The sequence below is a fragment of the Shewanella schlegeliana genome, assembly GCF_016765635.1.
Lineage (GTDB): Bacteria > Pseudomonadota > Gammaproteobacteria > Enterobacterales > Shewanellaceae > Shewanella > Shewanella schlegeliana.
In genome coordinates this window covers 247078-264064 of sequence record NZ_JAESVD010000001.1, presented here as the reverse complement: position 1 = coordinate 264064, position 16987 = coordinate 247078, and the positions used below count along the sequence as shown (strand labels likewise).

Below are 16987 nucleotides of genomic sequence, written 5' to 3'. Positions count from 1 at the left end.
TCCTAGTGGCACAGCCACAAATGTGATGTGGTTTGTTAGGCATATTCAACTTCAACCGCCTCAATGGCAAATAAATCCCTACATGTTTTCATTTGGTATAGTTTGGGTTTATTTTGATATCTAAGCAAAACCTCCGTTATTTTATGCTTAAGTGAATCATTAATACGAACACCCATATAGACACCAATCAAGCTATCCAAAGGAAAAGAGTTTAATAATATTGGTTGCCCCCACTCATCCTTTCCAATGCTTTCTGTGTTCTGTGGCGTATCCTGTATAAACAGCCTCTCTTCTTCCTCGTAAGCCCAATCCAATGCCTTTTCTAAGACTACGTGTTTGATGACCTCTTCGGAATTTAATCTACTGATTCTAGCGCCATTCAGATTTGCTCTATTCTTTCTATACCGAACCGCCTCCGCTTGATAAAAGTAAGGATGGTTTCTATCAAATGCCAGAAGGAAACCTTTGTGGGAATCACAGTAGTGAGACCACATTAAAAGGTTCAAATGGTTTCGTGAAAGAGAAAGAAACTTAAATCCATTGTCACCAAGCTTTGAGTCTACAAAAATCTCAGAGTCCCCCAGTTTCATTAAGTACTCATAAGGGTCATTCAATGAAACTACTGAGGTAAACCTTATCTTTCCTCCCTCTAAAACATCTAGCCTTTCCGGTGGCAAATATTTAAACAGATAATCCTTCATGACTTTTCAAATACTCCGAGATGACTAACATTTTATAGTGCACATGAACGTATATTTTGCAAAACGCGCATGGAGATTTAACAAACCTATTATTTAATCTTTGCTAAATCAAAGCTATTGATTTTTAAGAACTCTACCAGAGTGTCGTTGGATAAACGAGTACAAAAACTTGCCAAATGAGCATTGATATTGAGGTTGAATCGAAAGTAATCAATAACTGCCATTTATTGATTAGTAAAAGTAGGCCAACAGGCTCTTCACAGTTCTTTCCTGCCTATTGCCTGTAACTAATAAAGGGGCATTTCCAAGTTAGACCCAAAACCACGAGCCCTAATAAGTACGCAAATTACCCAGTGTAGATGCGGCCGTGACCGTCCATGACATGGACGTCATGGCCGAGCTTCCAAGGATGGACTTGCTGCGTGTCACGGCAGTGTCTGCACATCCCCCGCTGGAGGCGATTGATCGCCATGAAGTAACAAGTTCAAACTGGCCACTTGGTAGCACCAATTCAAAAAATAATGTAATCAAGACTTCATTCGAAGCCGAACTCATTTTGGGGCATTTCCAAGTTAGAGCTGAAACAACTCCCCCTAAATGAACGCACCAATGACCCCGTGTAGATACGGCTGAAGCCGTCGAAAACAGGGTGAGAGATAACGAAATTATCAAGCTCTCGAACGAGAGGCATGGATGCCGAACTGGCCTTTAAACACGGATGTTGTTTGTTTTCGTTGAGCCTACACGGCCAATTCAGTTCCATACTGAATTTGGCATTCCCTCCATCCATGGAGGTCAGACGTACTAGCGGCGAGCTTCAGAAGTGTCTGCACATACCCCGCTGGAGGCGATTGATAGCTATGAAGCTAAAACATAGAACACACTTCCCCGTAGCTACTGCTTAGAGAAAAATGTAATCAAGCCTTCATTCGAAGGCTAACTCACTTTTGGGCATTTCCGCGTTATACATCAAACAACGCCAACCTAAATGTGTACACCAATTATTCGGTGTAGATACGGCTGCGGGCTTCGGTTTCAGGGTGAGGTATCTCAAAGAGATACTCTTCGAACGAGAGGCAGGATGCCGAACTGGCCTTTAAACATGGATGTTGTTTGTCATCGCAGAGCGTATAGGGATATATTTACAGCGTCTCGCAGCAGTGTCTACACATACGCCCGCTGCAGGCGATTGATAACTCTAAAGTGTCAATTGAGAATTAGCAGGTGAGCTGTCACAGCTCAGAAAATGTAACCCGCCGTCATTCGAAGGCTAACCAACATTGGGGCAACCAAATAAGTTTACATAGACCCCACATATCTAACTCCACATAACCATATTATTTAGCCTGTATTACCATTTTTAGGTTCTCTCTTTAAATAAAAAGGACTAAAATATCTGCGTTTTGGGGAGTAGTCACTCTGTCGCGTCGTCGTCATTCCGTTGCTTTTGCTTCCGGCCCGCGAGAACACATTAAATAATCTGTTTTGACAAGACCAACAACACGTATTTGCTTTTTATTTTAGCTATGCGGTTGGTCAGGTGTACCCAACTTTCCCTGTACCATCCGCCTGCCGGAGGTATATATGTTCTTGCATGAACTCTTTTCAGGTTATCAAGGTCTAGTCACGCTCACTTTGTTGATGCTTGGCATCGATTTATTACTAACGAGAGGCACCATCAGTTTTCGTTCTGCCGCAGTTTGGAGCGTGTTCTGGTTTTCACTGGCATTTTTATTTGCAGGCGCTATTTACCTTTTTTGGCCAGAAATGTCACCAACAAGTCAGCTTTCTTCAAGCGAAGCCACCACGGCGTTTATTACTGGTTATCTTCTTGAAAAATCACTGAGTGTCGATAACCTGTTCGTTTTTGCTTTAATCTTTAGTCAGTTTAACGTACCAGATAAAAATATACCGCGGATCCTGATGCTAGGCATCGTGGGCGCATTATTACTGCGCGGCATCATGATATCCGTAGGCGCACCACTGATTGCAGAATTCCACGTGATACTTTATCTGTTCGGCTTCTTCTTGATTTGGACTGGTGTACAAATGTGGCGTCAGCATGATGATCAAGATGCCTCATCGTTTTCAGACAGTTTCGCCGTACGCTTGGTGAAAAGGTTTCTACGTGTCAGCCCTGATTATCATGGGAATAAACTCTTTATCCGCGATGGCTTTGGGATATTAGCTACACCAATGCTAGTGGTTGTCATTGTCATAGCGATGACAGACGTGATGTTCGCCTTGGACTCGATCCCTGCGATCTTTGCAGTAACACAAGAGGCTTACTTAGTTCTTGCGGCAAACGTATTTGCCTTATTGGGTCTACGTTCGCTGTACTTTGTACTCGGCGGAATGCTGACAAAATTTGCTTATTTGCATCATACGTTAGCATTTATGTTGTGCTTTATTGGTACCAAGATGTTGCTTATTGATACACCGTTTGCTATTGCAACACCCGTATCTCTTGGGGTTATTTTAGCTTCGCTGGTAGCAGGTATTGGTGCATCAGTTTGGAAGCAACACCAATTGGAAAAAACGATGTTATAAACCCGTATATGCCAACCTCGCATAGGTTTTGGTACGTGCGGCTAAAAAGATACAGTAATAGAGTCCATTTCAGGCTTCATGACATGGCCTATCCATGACTTCTATGTCACTGCATCATTCGTGAATCCATTCACATTCAATATCATCGCAAAGCCTACACGACCAATTCAGTTCCATACTGAATTGGTCGTTCTATCACATTTTCCCCGTAGGGTTCAGCAAAATGCCATCGCCTTCATTTAAAGGCTAATACACCTAAATGCCAATTCGAAACACCACAAAGCGAACCTTCGCCCCACGAGGTGCGCTCAAATCAGAAGAAACGCTCACGCACAAAGCAACGTTATCAAGGGCCAGACCTAAGCGGCTGGACGGCGCAAGTAGAGCATGGTTTACAGCAAACCATCAAAATGACGGGCTATTGTAAAGAGGGACATATCGAGCTCAACTGTACGGTTCTGTATGATCGCGGCACCATACGAGGAGAGTGTAACGATGGCGCCGATGAAGCAGAACTCGCCAACTTTAAATCTTACTATAGCTAAATCATTACCTTAGCTAAACATAGCTTTTGCTTACTATCGATATAGAACTCGGCCTTAGTGGCCGAGATAAATTAAAGTTGTCATAGAAACATCACCAAACTCTCCTTTAAAAAGAACAGGTTTTATATTAATCAGTATAAACAACTTATTCCGTTTCAGTTCTACGTTTAGGTTTCACGGCTAATTTCAACACGCTACAACTTACAGGTTCAGCTCTACACAAATTCCTTAACAGCAGCAAACTAAAACTCAAACCTCAGAAAAATTCCAACAAAGCGTATAACTAAAAGTTAAAATATACAATACAACACCAAACCAGCACATAAAATATAAAAATAACAATGGAAATTGCATATTAAATATAAAACAAACGATGAATTTGCATTTATAACTACCAATGTAAATAAAATAAAAATTTAAACATGAGACCTTTATTCCTTAACCATATGGTTCTACATTTTAATACGCGTATAAGAAAGTCAAATTAACACTCACAACCAATAAAGGAATATGGTCATGAAAACACTCACTTATATATCAACATCTGTTTTATTGTTCGCATCTGCATCTGCATCCGCATCTGCAAGCCCCCTTACAGAGGTTAATAAATACTCTGAATTCAAAACATTTAGCAGTGTTGTTGTTCAGTGTCCTATAGACAAAACATGGAAAACCATCGGCAATGTAAAAAACTGGTTTAAAGCTGTATTAGGTGACTCTCTAGTAAGTATTACTGTCACTGGGGAAGACAGAGAACTACAGAGTGTTTTCAGTTATGACATCAATACAGGAACACAACAGGATAGTGCAACTGGGCACAATGAAGAACGACTGATTGAACTCTCTGACTTTAACTATCAACTGGTTACTACATTTAATAGTTCGACCTTGCCTCTGATGCCTTGGACAACTAAAGTCACATTGGAAAAAGTCACTTATATAGATGTGCCTGTTGATTATACTCTTGTCAAATTCGCTCAATCTGGAGTCATAAATGTTCCTTCGAAAATGCAAGCAGCAACTATAGCGAAAATAGAACAACTTTTCGATTCTGTTTTTGCTCCTTCATTAAAAGAAAAATTTGACGACTGTCTCTAAACTAAATGTTTTTCTATAAAGTATTACTATAAATATCATTCTCAAGGGCGATAAACTAAGTTGTTTATCGCTTTTAAACAAGTTTTTTTATAAAAGGACTCGTTATCAACAAATAAACTTACCTCTCACGCCTTACTTCAAACGATTATAAGCGAATAACAGTAAATCATTTAAAATATCAGACACTTTAAGTCGAAAACCAAAAAAGCAACATTTAAAATTCGATGGCATTAAAGCAAAATATAAAACTGTTATATTTTCCCTATAAACAAAGAGCCTAAAAGCAGTAAACAGCAATAGACCTTGGTACTCCTTGCATCTGCACCAAGGTTAAAACTTAGTCGAATCCAGCCTGCCCATATTCATTAACTTATCGAGACAGCGAATATTCAAACTAAAAGCGCAGTAAATCGATTGGTTACAGCTATCCTTCCTCCTTTATCCACCTGATGGGCACGAGCAAACAACTTCCAACCCCGCGCGCACATCTGAGCGGCATACATTGCAACTACTTAGCTTCATCGCTAACTTAAAAATTAATAAAGTCTATCTATAAGGAGTTAGATATGAAGGAGTTAGATATGAGTCAATTATTAATTGATATGTTATTGGCAACCGCTGGGAGCATGTATACCTTTTCCAGTACTGTTACGCCCAAGAACAGGAGCAAATGGATGAATACCATTTTCGTCTTTGTATAATGCTAACAAGACGCCTAACTGATAATAACAATGACAAAATAAGAAATTTCAATAATGAAAGAAAGTATGCAATGAAGTTAAATGAAATTGTTCTAATCAAACTAAGAGAAAAGGAAAAATCGAACCTACTCGACTAAAAAAATTAGATGAAGAGTATGAATAAGCTAACAGCATGCATGAGCACCATCTGAGGAAGATGGATTATTATGAAGATATTATTCCTTATTTTGAACAAGACTATAAAGAAACCTGTACATATAAACAGGTACCTCCCGCTTTGCTCAAAAAGCATTATTCCAGTATATCTTTCCTACTTGGAGATTTTTGTAAGCCGCAGGTGAAATCGCCCCAACAAGATTAGGTGCATTTACAACACTAAACTCGTATGAATGACTCGTACAAGTATGGTTTGAGTGACAGAGTCTAATGCTGCATTTTACGTGCTTAAATGCCAATTCAATCCCACCAAGTTTTGACAGAAACTTGCTAAGTTCACGTTAGGTAAATATCCATACTAAGCGCGTTTACTCTTCCCTCCGATCTCACTATGATGCGCGCATCTATACTATTGGAATGCCACTAAGATGCGCACCACCCTTTTTGCTCTACTCTACTCACTCCTCTCTATCAATGCTGTTGCTGAAACGGCTGCTAGCCCTGTTACTAAAACGTGTGCAAATAGCAAAACCCAACCTATCGCTATTTTAGGTGCTATGGATGCAGAAATCGAAAAGCTGCTTCCTGAAATTAAACAGCGCCAAACTCACACTATTGCCAAGAACACCTACTACACAGGTTTTATTGAGGATAAGCCGGTAGTGGTTGCTCGCTCTGGCGTAGGTAAAGTCAATGCCGCTATCACCACCTATGTGTTGATTAACCACTTCGAAGTAAGCAGTATTATTTTTACTGGCATCGCAGGCGCGGCTGACCCTAAACTGAATGTTGCCGATGTGGTGATCTCAACCGCGCTAGTGCAGCACGATGTTGACTTAACCGCCTTTGGCGCACCAAAAGGCCAGCTCGATGGCTATGATGATCGCCTCTTCTACGCCGATGAAAAATTACAAACTCTCGCTTTAGAAGCGGCGAAAAGAGCCGTTGGCGAAGCACGCGTACACTCTGGCATTATCGCAACGGGCGATCAGTTTATTGCAGATAAAGGCGTTGTTAGCATGCTGCTTCAAGAGTTCAATGCCGTCGCTGTAGAGATGGAAGGCGCAGCAGTAGCGCAGGTCACCGATATGTTTGATATTCCACTCGTTGTCATTCGCACCATCTCTGACAAAGCCGATGGCTCGGCGCATCTGGTCTATGAAGAAGCCAAGCAGGTAACCGCCGATAACTCTGTGGCCATCACATTAAATATGATCCACAAGATGTAATGAATAACGTTTGAATTCGCATCTAGATTAAAAAGGCGCTAAACCATCAGGTTTTGCGCCTTTTTAATATGGCATCGGCTAGACTTGAAAAAACCACTATTATTTTCTGTCGCAACTTCTATACTTCTGAGTATCTACCTAACTATCAGAATCTATTATGTTTGTATATGAGCGTACTCGAGGTGTGCTTTTTTCTTTAGGTATGGCTTTACCTATCCTTTACGGAGCTTTAACGCAACATTTTTTCCAAGCCGCTTTTATGAGTTTAGGTGCATTACTCGCATTGCTACTTGACCCTCGTAGCCAAGCATTAAAGCAAATCTTAGCTATCGTTATTGGTGTATTGGCGGTGATCTGCGCCGCGGCGCTTGGGTTAACATTAATCGGTCATCCACACATGGCCATTGCGGCATTAATCGTATTTGGCTTTCTTGCTGGTCTTCCCAAGCCGGAACACGCCTACTGGGGGCTATTGGGCAAATATATTGCTACAGCACTATTATTGGCCCAGCTAGGATTTCCTGCATCAACCGCTATTGGTATAGCCTATTTCTATGGCGCACTTTTTGCCTTATTTCTTATCTTACTGCAAGGCTGGCTATATAAAATTGACGAGGTTGGCCACTCGCCTAGCGATGAGTTTTTTCAGCTTATTAAAGGTGACACCAATGGTCCTTTTTATGGCCTGACGTTGCCGCTAACCATACTTGCTGCAACGCTCAGTGCAAATTGGTTGCACGTCAACCAACCCGGCTGGGTTGGCTTAACGATATTATTCGTTATGCACATCAATGATAGGCTTTCTTGGTACCACTTATGGGACCGAATAGTTGGCACCTTACTGGGGATCATTATTGCTTACTTATCAGTTCGCTATCTTGATCAGATTGGCTTAGCACTGGTCATTGCCGCTTTTGCCTTTTGGATCCCATATAGCCTCAGAAAGAGTTATTTACTGTTTAGTCTCTCGATAACGGTTACTGTAATGGTGGCGATCAATTTTGCGCTACTACCTAATGGTGATTTAAACCTCATGAGTTGGCGTTTCTATGACACCTTAATTGGCTGTTTTTGGGTTGCAATCGCACTTATTGTCACCCACGGGGTCCATAGCTTCAAAACCAAGCAATAAGCTGACTATCGACTTAACAGATAGAGGCTTAGCCGCTTCGTTAAATTCCGACAAAAGTACTTTTAAAACATGGCGATGATTATCGAGGTACAAATCAATAATCATCGCTAGACCAAGTTTTTATGCTATCGCACATTAATTACTGAGTTTTTTAAGCGTCTGCTTTTAAATATTCCTTTAATTGACTGCACTTTTTAGCCTTATTTTCCCTATCACTTCCGCCCCAGTCGGCCTCGACTTGGTGGATAAGCATCTTAATCACTCGAGTGACGCGATCATTTTGCGACTCAACTCTAGCGGTAAACTCTTCGCTGCCTTGGGTAATTTCTGATTGGTTCACACTTTGCCACTGCTTAAATGCCTCTTGGTAAAAAAGCTCTTCATCTTGACGCTGACAAAACTTAGCTAATGGTTGATACATTACCGACTGGACAAACACCAACTCGTTAGGCGAATAGCCTTGAGCCTCTTTGCCCATAGAAAAGACGTGAAAACTGGTTAGCAAACTGCCGAGCAGAAGAAATACCGACACTAGTCTCATAACAACTCCTTGTCATTACTAAAAAAATATTGCCACAAGTATCCATACCATCGAGTCAGACAGCCATGACTAAGATCAACGAACTCGTAAAAGCACATATTGAATACATGAAAATAAATCACGATTTCACGCCATCAACTGCTCAAGCATCGTTGGTACCATAGTGGCTGACAGCCACAACAACTCAGGCCACACAAATACAAAAAAGGCGCTAAACCATCGGGTTTAGCGCCTTTCACTATGGTGAGAAAAACTCGATTAGGCCTTACTCGCCTCAGCTTTGTTACTCAAACTGGCCTTACTGAAGCTCACCTTGCCAAAATCTTCTAAAATCGCGTAACAGGCTGGCACCATAAACAGCACCAGCGCCGTCGATGCAAAGATGCCAAATACCATAGAGACCACAAGTGGCTGCAACACCTGTGCCTGAATACTGGTCTCCAGTAGTAGTGGCAACATGCCTGCGGCTGTGGTGAGTGAAGTAATAAATACCGCTCTAAAACGCTCTTTGCTAGCACTCACTACCGCTTCATGTACCGATTGTCCCTCTTCTACGTGGTAGCGAATATATTGCACCAGCAAAATAGAGTCGTTGACCACCACACCGGCAAGCGCCACAAAGCCCATAATTGACGGCATACTCAAGGAGTAACCCAATAACAGGTGGCCCCATAACACACCGATTAATCCTAGCGGAATAACCGCCATCACCACCAAAGGCTCGATGTAGCTCTTAAACTGCAGACTTAAGATGGCAAATACCGCTAAAAGCCCGACAATAAAGCCGCTAGCCATGGAGTTTTGCGTGGTCTTGCTCTCTTTGACTTCTCCCTCGTAACTAACGCGAACGCCTGGATAACGCTTCTTAAGCTCTGGCAGTAACTCAGCTTTAAAGGCATCGTTGATTTCACTGGCATTGGCTAAGTGAGTATCCACTTCACCGGTAATGGTGACAAAGCGCATGCCATCGAGGCGAGAGATCTTCACATAACCTCGTTGCCACTGAAAATCTGCCACCGCCGATAAGGGCACCTGCTCACCCGAACTGCCAATAGTGATAGGAAAGTTGGCAAGGTTTTCAAGTTTGGCGGCATCGGCTTTATCTAACTGCACATCGATTTGAATACTCTCAGGTCCTACCTGAATGTTGTCGGCAGTTTGATGAAAGTAAGCACCGCGCAGCTGACTAGCGAGCATCATGCCATTAACCCCATACGCCTCGGCGCCGGGTTTCAAGGTCATCAATATCTCGGCTTTACCAGGTCTCATGCTGTCCATCACGCCCGACACGCCGTTAAAGCCTTGCAGGTATTGCTGCACATCGATTGCCGCAGACTTAAGCTCGTCTAAATCATCACCACGAACACGGATTTCAATCGCGCGGCCAGCAGGCCCCATCTTGGGTTGCTTAAAGACAATCGCTATCGGGTCGACCATCTCACCCACGCCCTGCTGCCACTCACGAATAAAAGTGCTCATCAAAGTTTGACGAACTTCTGCACTCAAGAGATCGATTTTCACCGTGGCCACATGGGGGCCACTTTCACCCGCGTCGGCGTTAAAGTTAAAGCGCTCGGTGATGTGCTGAATGAGCCGTTGACCGTCCTCTTTTTCACTGTATTTATCATCTAGTGCCTTAGCGACACTGACTACGCGGTTAACCACATGCTCAGTCTGCTGCAGCGTTGACCCCGGCGGTAAAATAATACGCGCTTCGGCCACATCGCCATCAAGCTCAGGGAAACCGACAAACTTAATCGCGCCCCCTGCAACTAGAGAGATTGAGATAAATAGCAGGCTTATCACCGAGCCCATAAACACGTAGCGCCAGTTAATCACCCACTCTACCGCTGCCACTAACTGCACGGTTCTAAAGTGTTCAAACTTTTGATTAAACTTTTGCTTAAAGCGGCTGGTTTTACGCTGTTTCCCTTTCGCTGAGTGAGCCAAATGGTTGGGTAAAATTAAAAATGCTTCCACAAGGCTGATGGTTAAGATCAGCAGCAAGGTTTGCGGCACGACTCGCAGTACCTTGCCCATATCGCCTTCCATAAAGGCGATACTTGAGAAGATAAATACCGTGGTTAAAAATGATGACACTACCCCAGGTAGCACCCGCTTTACGCCTTGAACCACCGCATCGGCCTTACTCATGCCGCGCTCAATGTGAGCCGCAATCGACTCAGCTATCACGATGGCATCGTCCATCATGATGCCAATCGCCATCAAGAAAGCCACCAGCGTCATGATGTTAATGGTTAGTCCAACCTGCGCCATAAAGAACAGGCTGCCCATAAAGGCGATTGGTAGGCCCATCGCCACCCAGAATGAGTAGCGCAGGCTAAAGAACAGCCACATACACAAGAACACCAGTACCACACCCTGCCAACCGTTCTTAACCAACATGGTTAAGCGGTCCCACAGCAAGGAGCTTAAGTCGTTTGAGGTGCTGATGGTGATCCCATTGGGCGTGCGCAGCTTCTCGGCGTCTAAAAAGCCGATCACTTCCTCTTTTAGGCGCAGTGAATCTTGAGCCTTGTTCTTATAAACAGTCAGAATCGCGGCTTGCTCACCATCGAAGCGAATGCTCTCTTCATCGAGCTCGAACCTGTCGGTGATGGTGGCGATATCACGTAGACGTACCACGCCGCCCTGTGCATCGGAGCGAATGACAATATTAGCAAGACGCTCTGGCTCAACCTCGCGCTGATCGAAGCGAATAAGAATATTCTTACTTGGAGTCTCCACCGTACCGCTAGGCAATTGAACGTTTTGCTGTTCAATTTGCTTAGCCACATCTGACACACTCATGCCTAAGCGCTTGATGGCACCGAGCGATACTTCAACCAATAATTGGTGTGACGAGAAGCCTGAGATCTCAACCTGACTAATACTGGTATCTAGCTTCAAACGGCGCTTTAAGTCTTCCGCATAGGCTTTCAGCTCCGGCTTGCTGGTCGGGGCCGACACAGCAATATCGATGATACGTTCATTAAAATCGAGCTCTTCAACGATCGGCGGCTCAATTTCCGCAGGGAAGTCTTTAATAGCCGAGATCTTAGTTTGCACATCCACTAAGCTGCGGCTCAAGTCGGCCTTATCGTCAAGCTTGAGCGTCATACGTGCCACGCCCTCTAAGGCGTCACACTTGGTCTCAATAATACTGCCAAGACTGTCGACAGCATCTTCCATCCTAAGACAGAGGTTTTCCTCCACATCTTGGGGTGATGCCCCTGGCAACACCACCTGCGCGGTAATATAGCTTTTGGAAAACTCAGGAAACGTCTCGCGCTTAAGCTCAGGTAGCGCCTTAATACCCAGCACGATAAATGCCAACATCAGCATAGTTGTCGCTGTGGGGTGACGCACGAAAAAACCGATCACGGTAGCATCTCCAGTGGTGTAGGTTCTGCTCCCTTCCCGTCATGGCCTTGACTGCGCAGTGCCATGCCGTTAACCGCTGGAATGAGATCCGTTAACACTAGCTGCATACCAGCAACTAACTCACCTTGTACCGCCGCTTGGCCTTCTTGACGGAATAGCACTTGAACATCAATTAACTGCAGTCGATTTTCTTGATCCATGATATAGAGTTTATCGCCATGCAATGCACGCTCAGGCACCATCCAGTAGTCACGTTCACCGCCTTTAATACGAGCGCTGACAAACATACCATTCACCAGTGGTGGCGACTGACCAATTTTTAGCTCGCGGTACTGCTGTTCCACCTGCAGCACTAGGCTAACAGTGGCTAATGTTGGGTCCACCGTTTCACCTATTCGGGTGATCTCGGCAGGCCAGCTAAAGGAGTAGCTCGCGCCCTTTAAGGTGATCTCAGCAGTTAAGCCCAAGGCCTCAGCGCGAGGTAACTGTTTGCCTTGCCCTTGTGGCCGATTAACCGTCTTCATCAAGGTCATCATATCGCCAAGCGATAGCTGAGCCTCAACCTCCATCACCTCAATACCATTGATGCGTGCAAGTACCTGCTGTGGCGACACCACTTGGCTAGCTTCAACATTTACCTCGGCCACACGGCCTTCAAAGGGGAGACGGATTTCCGTCTTAGTTAGCTGGCTCTGGGCTTCTTGCTCACGGGCAACGGCTTGTAGCAGTTGTGCCTCAAGAATTTGTGTCTCGTTGGGCATTAAATTCAGGCTGTTATCTAGCTCTTGCAGTTTCTGCTGCTGGGCGAGCAGATTTTGCCGCTCACCATCGAGCTCTGATTGCGAGATAAGGTTTTGCTTTCGCAGCGTCTCTTTACGCTTTAAATCAGACTTGACCAAATCGTAGCGATTATTTTCAATCTCAAGCGATAACTGCAAGTTTTTCAGTTGTAGTTTCTTACCTTCTAGCTGGCCTTCAAGTGCCTTACGGTCGGCCTGTGCCTGAGCTAAGCGGATTTGATAATCTAGTGGGTCGATTGCCAATAATAGGGTGTCTTTGGCCAGAATTTTACCCACGGCAAGATCCGGATGTTTATACGCTACACGGCCACCGACCTCTGGTAGCAATTGCCACTGAATTTTGGGACTAACGCGGCCGAAGGCATCCACTTGTGCCACCACCGGACTTTTCTCAAGCGAGATAACCTCGACCAACTTACTTGGCTCGGCTTGCAGCTCTAACGGCGGATGGCTGCGCATTTTTACCACTAATACCAGCACCACAAAACCCACGGCGACCGCAGGAAAGAAATACCACCGCTTTCCCTTAAACGCCGACATAATTGCTTACCTCCAAAAGGTCCCTGCTGAAGAAGTGCAACATTGTGTTTGGCCAATTGAGTATAAAATTCATCATTGAGTTGATAACCGTGCAGTTTTGCCATTGGTAACGGCATGACAAAGGGAAACATCAGAGTTCATTAGCGAAATAGCAAACGGGGAAAATCAGAACTAAGGATTATTTGGCATGACACCAAACCGCACTATTCACTTAAATAGTGCAGTCTACTGTTTACCTTGTTTTTTTGCATGAAGAATCGTTACTCAAAAACCAGAGTTTTGAATAACTGCACACTACGTTAAATTAACGAGTGAGTTTGTAAAATAATATTGAACTAAAGCTAACGCGCTAGCTCCACTAGCGCTGAGCTCGCATTAGACTAATGAGAAGCGGATCATATACATGGAGGTGATCCCTGGGTAAATTTGCCTAATTAAAACCTTAAGCTCAGCAAGGCTCATATTCTCTTGCTCAGCGTGGCTGTCATTAAGGTCGTCATACGCCACTTGTTCAACCGATAGAATATCAAGTTCACCGTAACAGCGACCATCTTCCAAGTTTGACACGCTCACCCGTTGACCCGCCTGATAGTAAGACTCTGATTCATCTCGCAGAGTAATCGTTTTCTTACCCGCTAAAATGTCGGCTTCAAAACGGCTGAAAAAGGTGATCTTGTTAGGTGGGTTCATAATACTTTGACTACTCATTTGATACATAGTGATTGATGCTTTTGAGCCATTTTAGTTGTATGTGAGGCATTGATACATATTTTTTCGGCGTTAAACAGTAAAATAGCTAATTTGAGACGGATAAACACTACGGTAGCGATAGCCGCGCGTTTAGGGTAAAATTCGCCTCCGATTTCTAGCTTGGCGCAGAATGTGCCACAATTGTCATCATATAGACGTCATTAATAGGCATATCGTAGAGAACTCATGAACAGAAAACAGAAGATGATCAAAAAGACTGCAAAACGTGCTAAGGCTCGCCTTAATAAGCACACTGCACCTACGATCAAAAAATACGTGTCTAAAGCAGAGCGTGCTGAGCAGCAAGCAAAACTTGAAGCTGAAGCAGCAGAGCAAGCAACTGCAGCAGAGACAACAGATGCGGCGACTGACGCGCCAGTAGAAGCAAGCGAAGAAAAAGTGGCATCAGCTAACTAAATAGCCCCCGCACAACTTTCTCGTTTAATTGAGCTTATTTGCTAGGAGCACTGTCCTCTTTAACGCCTATAAGCTCAGCTACTTCGTTACTGCCCTCGCAGTCTTGCTCCTCATTGACTATTGCCATATTGGCACAAGAGGAGGAAAGCGGGCTTTGACCACTCAAACTTAGCTCCTCATCAAACTCGGTTTTATCCTCAGCAACAAGATGAACCACAGGCTCAACAACCGCAGCCCTGACCTTGTCAACCAACCTATAAGCGACTAAGACACCCAATACACCAAAAAGTATCGAGCCTACTGCCTGCCCCATCAGCACACCATAAACCCCACCCCACTGCGCACCAAAGTACACAAACGGAATGGTGCCCACTGTAGCCTTACCCACATTAAACAGGGTCGAATATTTGGCCTTACCTAAGTTATTAAATGAGGCGTTGGCGACAAACAAAATACCGGAGAAAATAAAGAACACCGCGATATAGGAGCAGAAAAATAAGATCAGCGCAGCTGCATCGCCTTTCATATCGAATACGCTAACAATTTGGTTTCGAGTTAAAAACAGCAGCAGTGACACAGCCACCACATAGACAATACAAAATTGAATAGCCCGAGTCAGCGACTCTTTTACTCGCTCAAACTCCATCGCACCATAGTTTTGCCCAACGATGGGCCCAACGGCACCAGATAGCGCGAAGATCATACCAAACGACACAGGAATAAGACGCCCTAGTACCGCCCAACCAGCCACATAGCTATCACCAAAATCGGCAATTGCTCGGGTCACGACCGCATTACCGATAGGTGTTGCTACATTGGTAAGCATAGCGGGCCCAGCAATAGCAAAAATGGGTTTAAGATCTTTAATAAAGTGGTCGATGTTAAAACGGCCAAATAAGTTGTGCTTTACTACCACCCCTCGGGCCGCAACCGCAAATACAGCAAAACGGGCCATGACCGAGGCTACTGCTGCGCCCTCAATTCCCATGGCAAACATGAAGATAAATATCGGGTCGAAGATGGCGTTGACGCCACCACCAATCAAGGTCGATACCATAGATAACTTAGCATCGCCCACCGCTCTTAGCGCGCTACCTAGCGCCATGGCTAGGCAGATAAGCGGTAAGGAGGGTACCAAAATATTAAGATACCCCTCAGCAAGCTCGGCCGTTTTGCCCGTTGCGCCAACCAGACTTAATAGCTCAGGAATAAACATATACACGCTAAAAGCGACAAACAAACTCATCAATAGCGTCACAACTAAGCTGTTTAGCAGTAATCGCTTGGCCTTCTCGGTCTGTTTAGCGCCAATAGAGCGCGACACTAAGGCACCGAGTGCTATCGATAAGCCAATACCAATTGAGGTGGTAAAAAAAGAGATGGTACCAGCGTAGCCAACGGCGGCAGCAAGCTCTTGCTCCCCGAGTAAACTCAAGAAGAAGATATCCAGTAGATCGACCACAAACAGCGCTGAGATCCCGACTGCAGCGGTGGAGCTCATTACTAAGATGTGACGAAGAATTGAACCCTGGACGAACTTGGCTACTGCCATAACACCTCTATTAGCCTCAGGCTAACCTTTTAACTATGTTTATATTTACAACTCACTCTCTAATTCACTACCGCAGTGATCGCAGTAAAGCGCATTAGGATCATGGCCAACCTTAAGACAGTTGCTGCAACGTCTTAAATCGCGGCTACGGCCTATTTCTTGAGATATTTCGGCGGTTAAAATACCTGTTGGGATAGCAATGATCGAATAACCCAATAACATGGTAAATGCCGCTATTGCTTGACCTAATGGAGTCTGCGGAGTGATATCACCGTAACCAACTGTTGTAATGGTCACAATGGTCCAGTAAATCGACTTGGGGATAGAACTAAAGCCATTATTGGGCCCTTCAACCACATACATAATGGCGCTCAAAACGACCACTATAAGGCTGACAGAGAAAAAGAAGATAAAGACCTTACGACCCGACTGCATCATGGCGCGCAGCAGCAGATTACCTTCGCTTAAATAACGCAGTAACTTTAATACTCGGAAAATCCTAAACAGACGTAGGATCCTAATCACCAAAGTAAAGTTTGCACCTGGGAAAAACAGCGCTAAGTATGAAGGTAGTACTGACAACAGATCGACCACACCATAGAAGCTTCTGGCATAACTGAGCGGCTTTGCCGAGCAATAGAGTCTTAATATGTACTCGATGGTGAAGATAACGGTAAAGCACCACTCCAATACGACAATGATGTCGCCATAACGCTCATGCACTTTAGCCACGGTATCGAGGAACACTATTAGCACGCTCATCACGATACATATCATCAAACTGATATCAAAATACCGTCCCGCAGGGGTATCGGTTCCGAAAATCACTCGGCGTAACTTAAGTTTTAATAAACTCTCAGGATCTTTCTCTGTTGCCATTATTACAGCAAC

General features: G+C 44.3%; 13 protein-coding genes. 6 read left to right on the top strand and 7 right to left on the bottom strand.

What is annotated here, in order from left to right:
- Nucleotides 1-35 precede the first annotated feature (35 nt).
- Nucleotides 36-701 (bottom strand): DUF2971 domain-containing protein, encoded by a 666-nt coding sequence (locus JMA39_RS01210; protein ID WP_202720017.1) that lies wholly within the window; start codon nucleotides 699-701, stop codon nucleotides 36-38.
- Between the two features lie 1584 nt (nucleotides 702-2285).
- On the opposite strand from JMA39_RS01210, the gene JMA39_RS01205 reads away from it, so the two are divergent.
- From JMA39_RS01205 to JMA39_RS01185, 5 genes are all read left to right on the top strand, one after another.
- The gene (locus tag JMA39_RS01205; RefSeq protein ID WP_202720016.1) at nucleotides 2286-3251 is read left to right on the top strand and encodes a TerC/Alx family metal homeostasis membrane protein; all 966 of its coding nucleotides are present in this window, start codon (nucleotides 2286-2288) and stop codon (nucleotides 3249-3251) included.
- A gap of 302 nt (nucleotides 3252-3553) precedes the next feature.
- A complete protein-coding gene (locus JMA39_RS01200) occupies nucleotides 3554-3796 on the top strand; it encodes a hypothetical protein (RefSeq protein ID WP_237732524.1) in 243 nt (80 codons plus the stop codon).
- A gap of 516 nt (nucleotides 3797-4312) precedes the next feature.
- Nucleotides 4313-4894, top strand: coding sequence for an SRPBCC family protein (locus tag JMA39_RS01195; RefSeq protein ID WP_202720015.1), 582 nt, complete (start codon nucleotides 4313-4315; stop codon nucleotides 4892-4894).
- A gap of 1285 nt (nucleotides 4895-6179) precedes the next feature.
- The gene (locus JMA39_RS01190) at nucleotides 6180-6980 is read left to right on the top strand and encodes a 5'-methylthioadenosine/adenosylhomocysteine nucleosidase (protein ID WP_202720014.1); all 801 of its coding nucleotides are present in this window, start codon (nucleotides 6180-6182) and stop codon (nucleotides 6978-6980) included.
- Between the two features lie 157 nt (nucleotides 6981-7137).
- Nucleotides 7138-8112 carry an FUSC family protein gene (locus JMA39_RS01185; protein WP_237732522.1) on the top strand — a complete coding sequence of 325 codons (975 nt, stop codon included), beginning with the start codon at nucleotides 7138-7140 and terminating at the stop codon, nucleotides 8110-8112.
- Nucleotides 8113-8263: 151 nt separating this feature from the next.
- Here JMA39_RS01185 and JMA39_RS01180 read toward each other — a convergent pair whose 3' ends face one another.
- From JMA39_RS01180 to yqfB, 4 genes are all read right to left on the bottom strand, one after another.
- On the bottom strand, nucleotides 8264-8653 hold the full coding sequence (locus JMA39_RS01180) for a hypothetical protein (RefSeq protein ID WP_202720013.1): 390 nt from the start codon (nucleotides 8651-8653) through the stop codon (nucleotides 8264-8266).
- A gap of 258 nt (nucleotides 8654-8911) precedes the next feature.
- Nucleotides 8912-12037: an efflux RND transporter permease subunit gene (locus JMA39_RS01175; protein WP_202720012.1), complete on the bottom strand. Its 3126-nt coding sequence runs from the start codon at nucleotides 12035-12037 to the stop codon at nucleotides 8912-8914.
- Nucleotides 12034-13377 (bottom strand): efflux RND transporter periplasmic adaptor subunit, encoded by a 1344-nt coding sequence (locus JMA39_RS01170; protein WP_202720011.1) that lies wholly within the window; start codon nucleotides 13375-13377, stop codon nucleotides 12034-12036. Before JMA39_RS01170 ends, JMA39_RS01175 begins: the two co-directional genes overlap by 4 nt.
- A 375-nt stretch (nucleotides 13378-13752) precedes the next feature.
- Nucleotides 13753-14067: a N(4)-acetylcytidine aminohydrolase gene (gene yqfB, locus JMA39_RS01165; RefSeq protein ID WP_202720348.1), complete on the bottom strand. Its 315-nt coding sequence runs from the start codon at nucleotides 14065-14067 to the stop codon at nucleotides 13753-13755.
- Between the two features lie 246 nt (nucleotides 14068-14313).
- On the opposite strand from yqfB, the gene JMA39_RS01160 reads away from it, so the two are divergent.
- Nucleotides 14314-14544, top strand: a complete 231-nt coding sequence (locus JMA39_RS01160) for a DUF2986 domain-containing protein (protein ID WP_202720010.1) — start codon at nucleotides 14314-14316, stop codon at nucleotides 14542-14544.
- A gap of 34 nt (nucleotides 14545-14578) precedes the next feature.
- Here the strand turns inward: JMA39_RS01160 and JMA39_RS01155 are convergent, their stop codons facing one another.
- Together JMA39_RS01155 and JMA39_RS01150 are read right to left on the bottom strand one after the other, a co-directional pair.
- Nucleotides 14579-16096 carry an MATE family efflux transporter gene (locus tag JMA39_RS01155; RefSeq protein ID WP_202720009.1) on the bottom strand — a complete coding sequence of 506 codons (1518 nt, stop codon included), beginning with the start codon at nucleotides 16094-16096 and terminating at the stop codon, nucleotides 14579-14581.
- A 45-nt stretch (nucleotides 16097-16141) separates the two neighbouring features.
- Nucleotides 16142-16975, bottom strand: coding sequence for an ion transporter (locus JMA39_RS01150; RefSeq protein ID WP_202720008.1), 834 nt, complete (start codon nucleotides 16973-16975; stop codon nucleotides 16142-16144).
- Nucleotides 16976-16987: the final 12 nt, after the last annotated feature.

Coding starts and splice junctions, on each gene's coding strand:
- JMA39_RS01195 (WP_202720015.1), top strand. CDS start 4,313: ATGAAAACACTCACTTATATATCAACATCTGTTTTATTGTTCGCATCT.
- JMA39_RS01170 (WP_202720011.1), bottom strand. CDS start 13,377: ATGTCGGCGTTTAAGGGAAAGCGGTGGTATTTCTTTCCTGCGGTCGCC.
- JMA39_RS01210 (WP_202720017.1), bottom strand. CDS start 701: ATGAAGGATTATCTGTTTAAATATTTGCCACCGGAAAGGCTAGATGTT.
- JMA39_RS01180 (WP_202720013.1), bottom strand. CDS start 8,653: ATGAGACTAGTGTCGGTATTTCTTCTGCTCGGCAGTTTGCTAACCAGT.
- JMA39_RS01205 (WP_202720016.1), top strand. CDS start 2,286: ATGTTCTTGCATGAACTCTTTTCAGGTTATCAAGGTCTAGTCACGCTC.
- yqfB (WP_202720348.1), bottom strand. CDS start 14,067: ATGAACCCACCTAACAAGATCACCTTTTTCAGCCGTTTTGAAGCCGAC.
- JMA39_RS01155 (WP_202720009.1), bottom strand. CDS start 16,096: ATGGCAGTAGCCAAGTTCGTCCAGGGTTCAATTCTTCGTCACATCTTA.
- JMA39_RS01160 (WP_202720010.1), top strand. CDS start 14,314: ATGAACAGAAAACAGAAGATGATCAAAAAGACTGCAAAACGTGCTAAG.
- JMA39_RS01150 (WP_202720008.1), bottom strand. CDS start 16,975: ATGGCAACAGAGAAAGATCCTGAGAGTTTATTAAAACTTAAGTTACGC.
- JMA39_RS01185 (WP_237732522.1), top strand. CDS start 7,138: ATGTTTGTATATGAGCGTACTCGAGGTGTGCTTTTTTCTTTAGGTATG.
- JMA39_RS01190 (WP_202720014.1), top strand. CDS start 6,180: ATGCGCACCACCCTTTTTGCTCTACTCTACTCACTCCTCTCTATCAAT.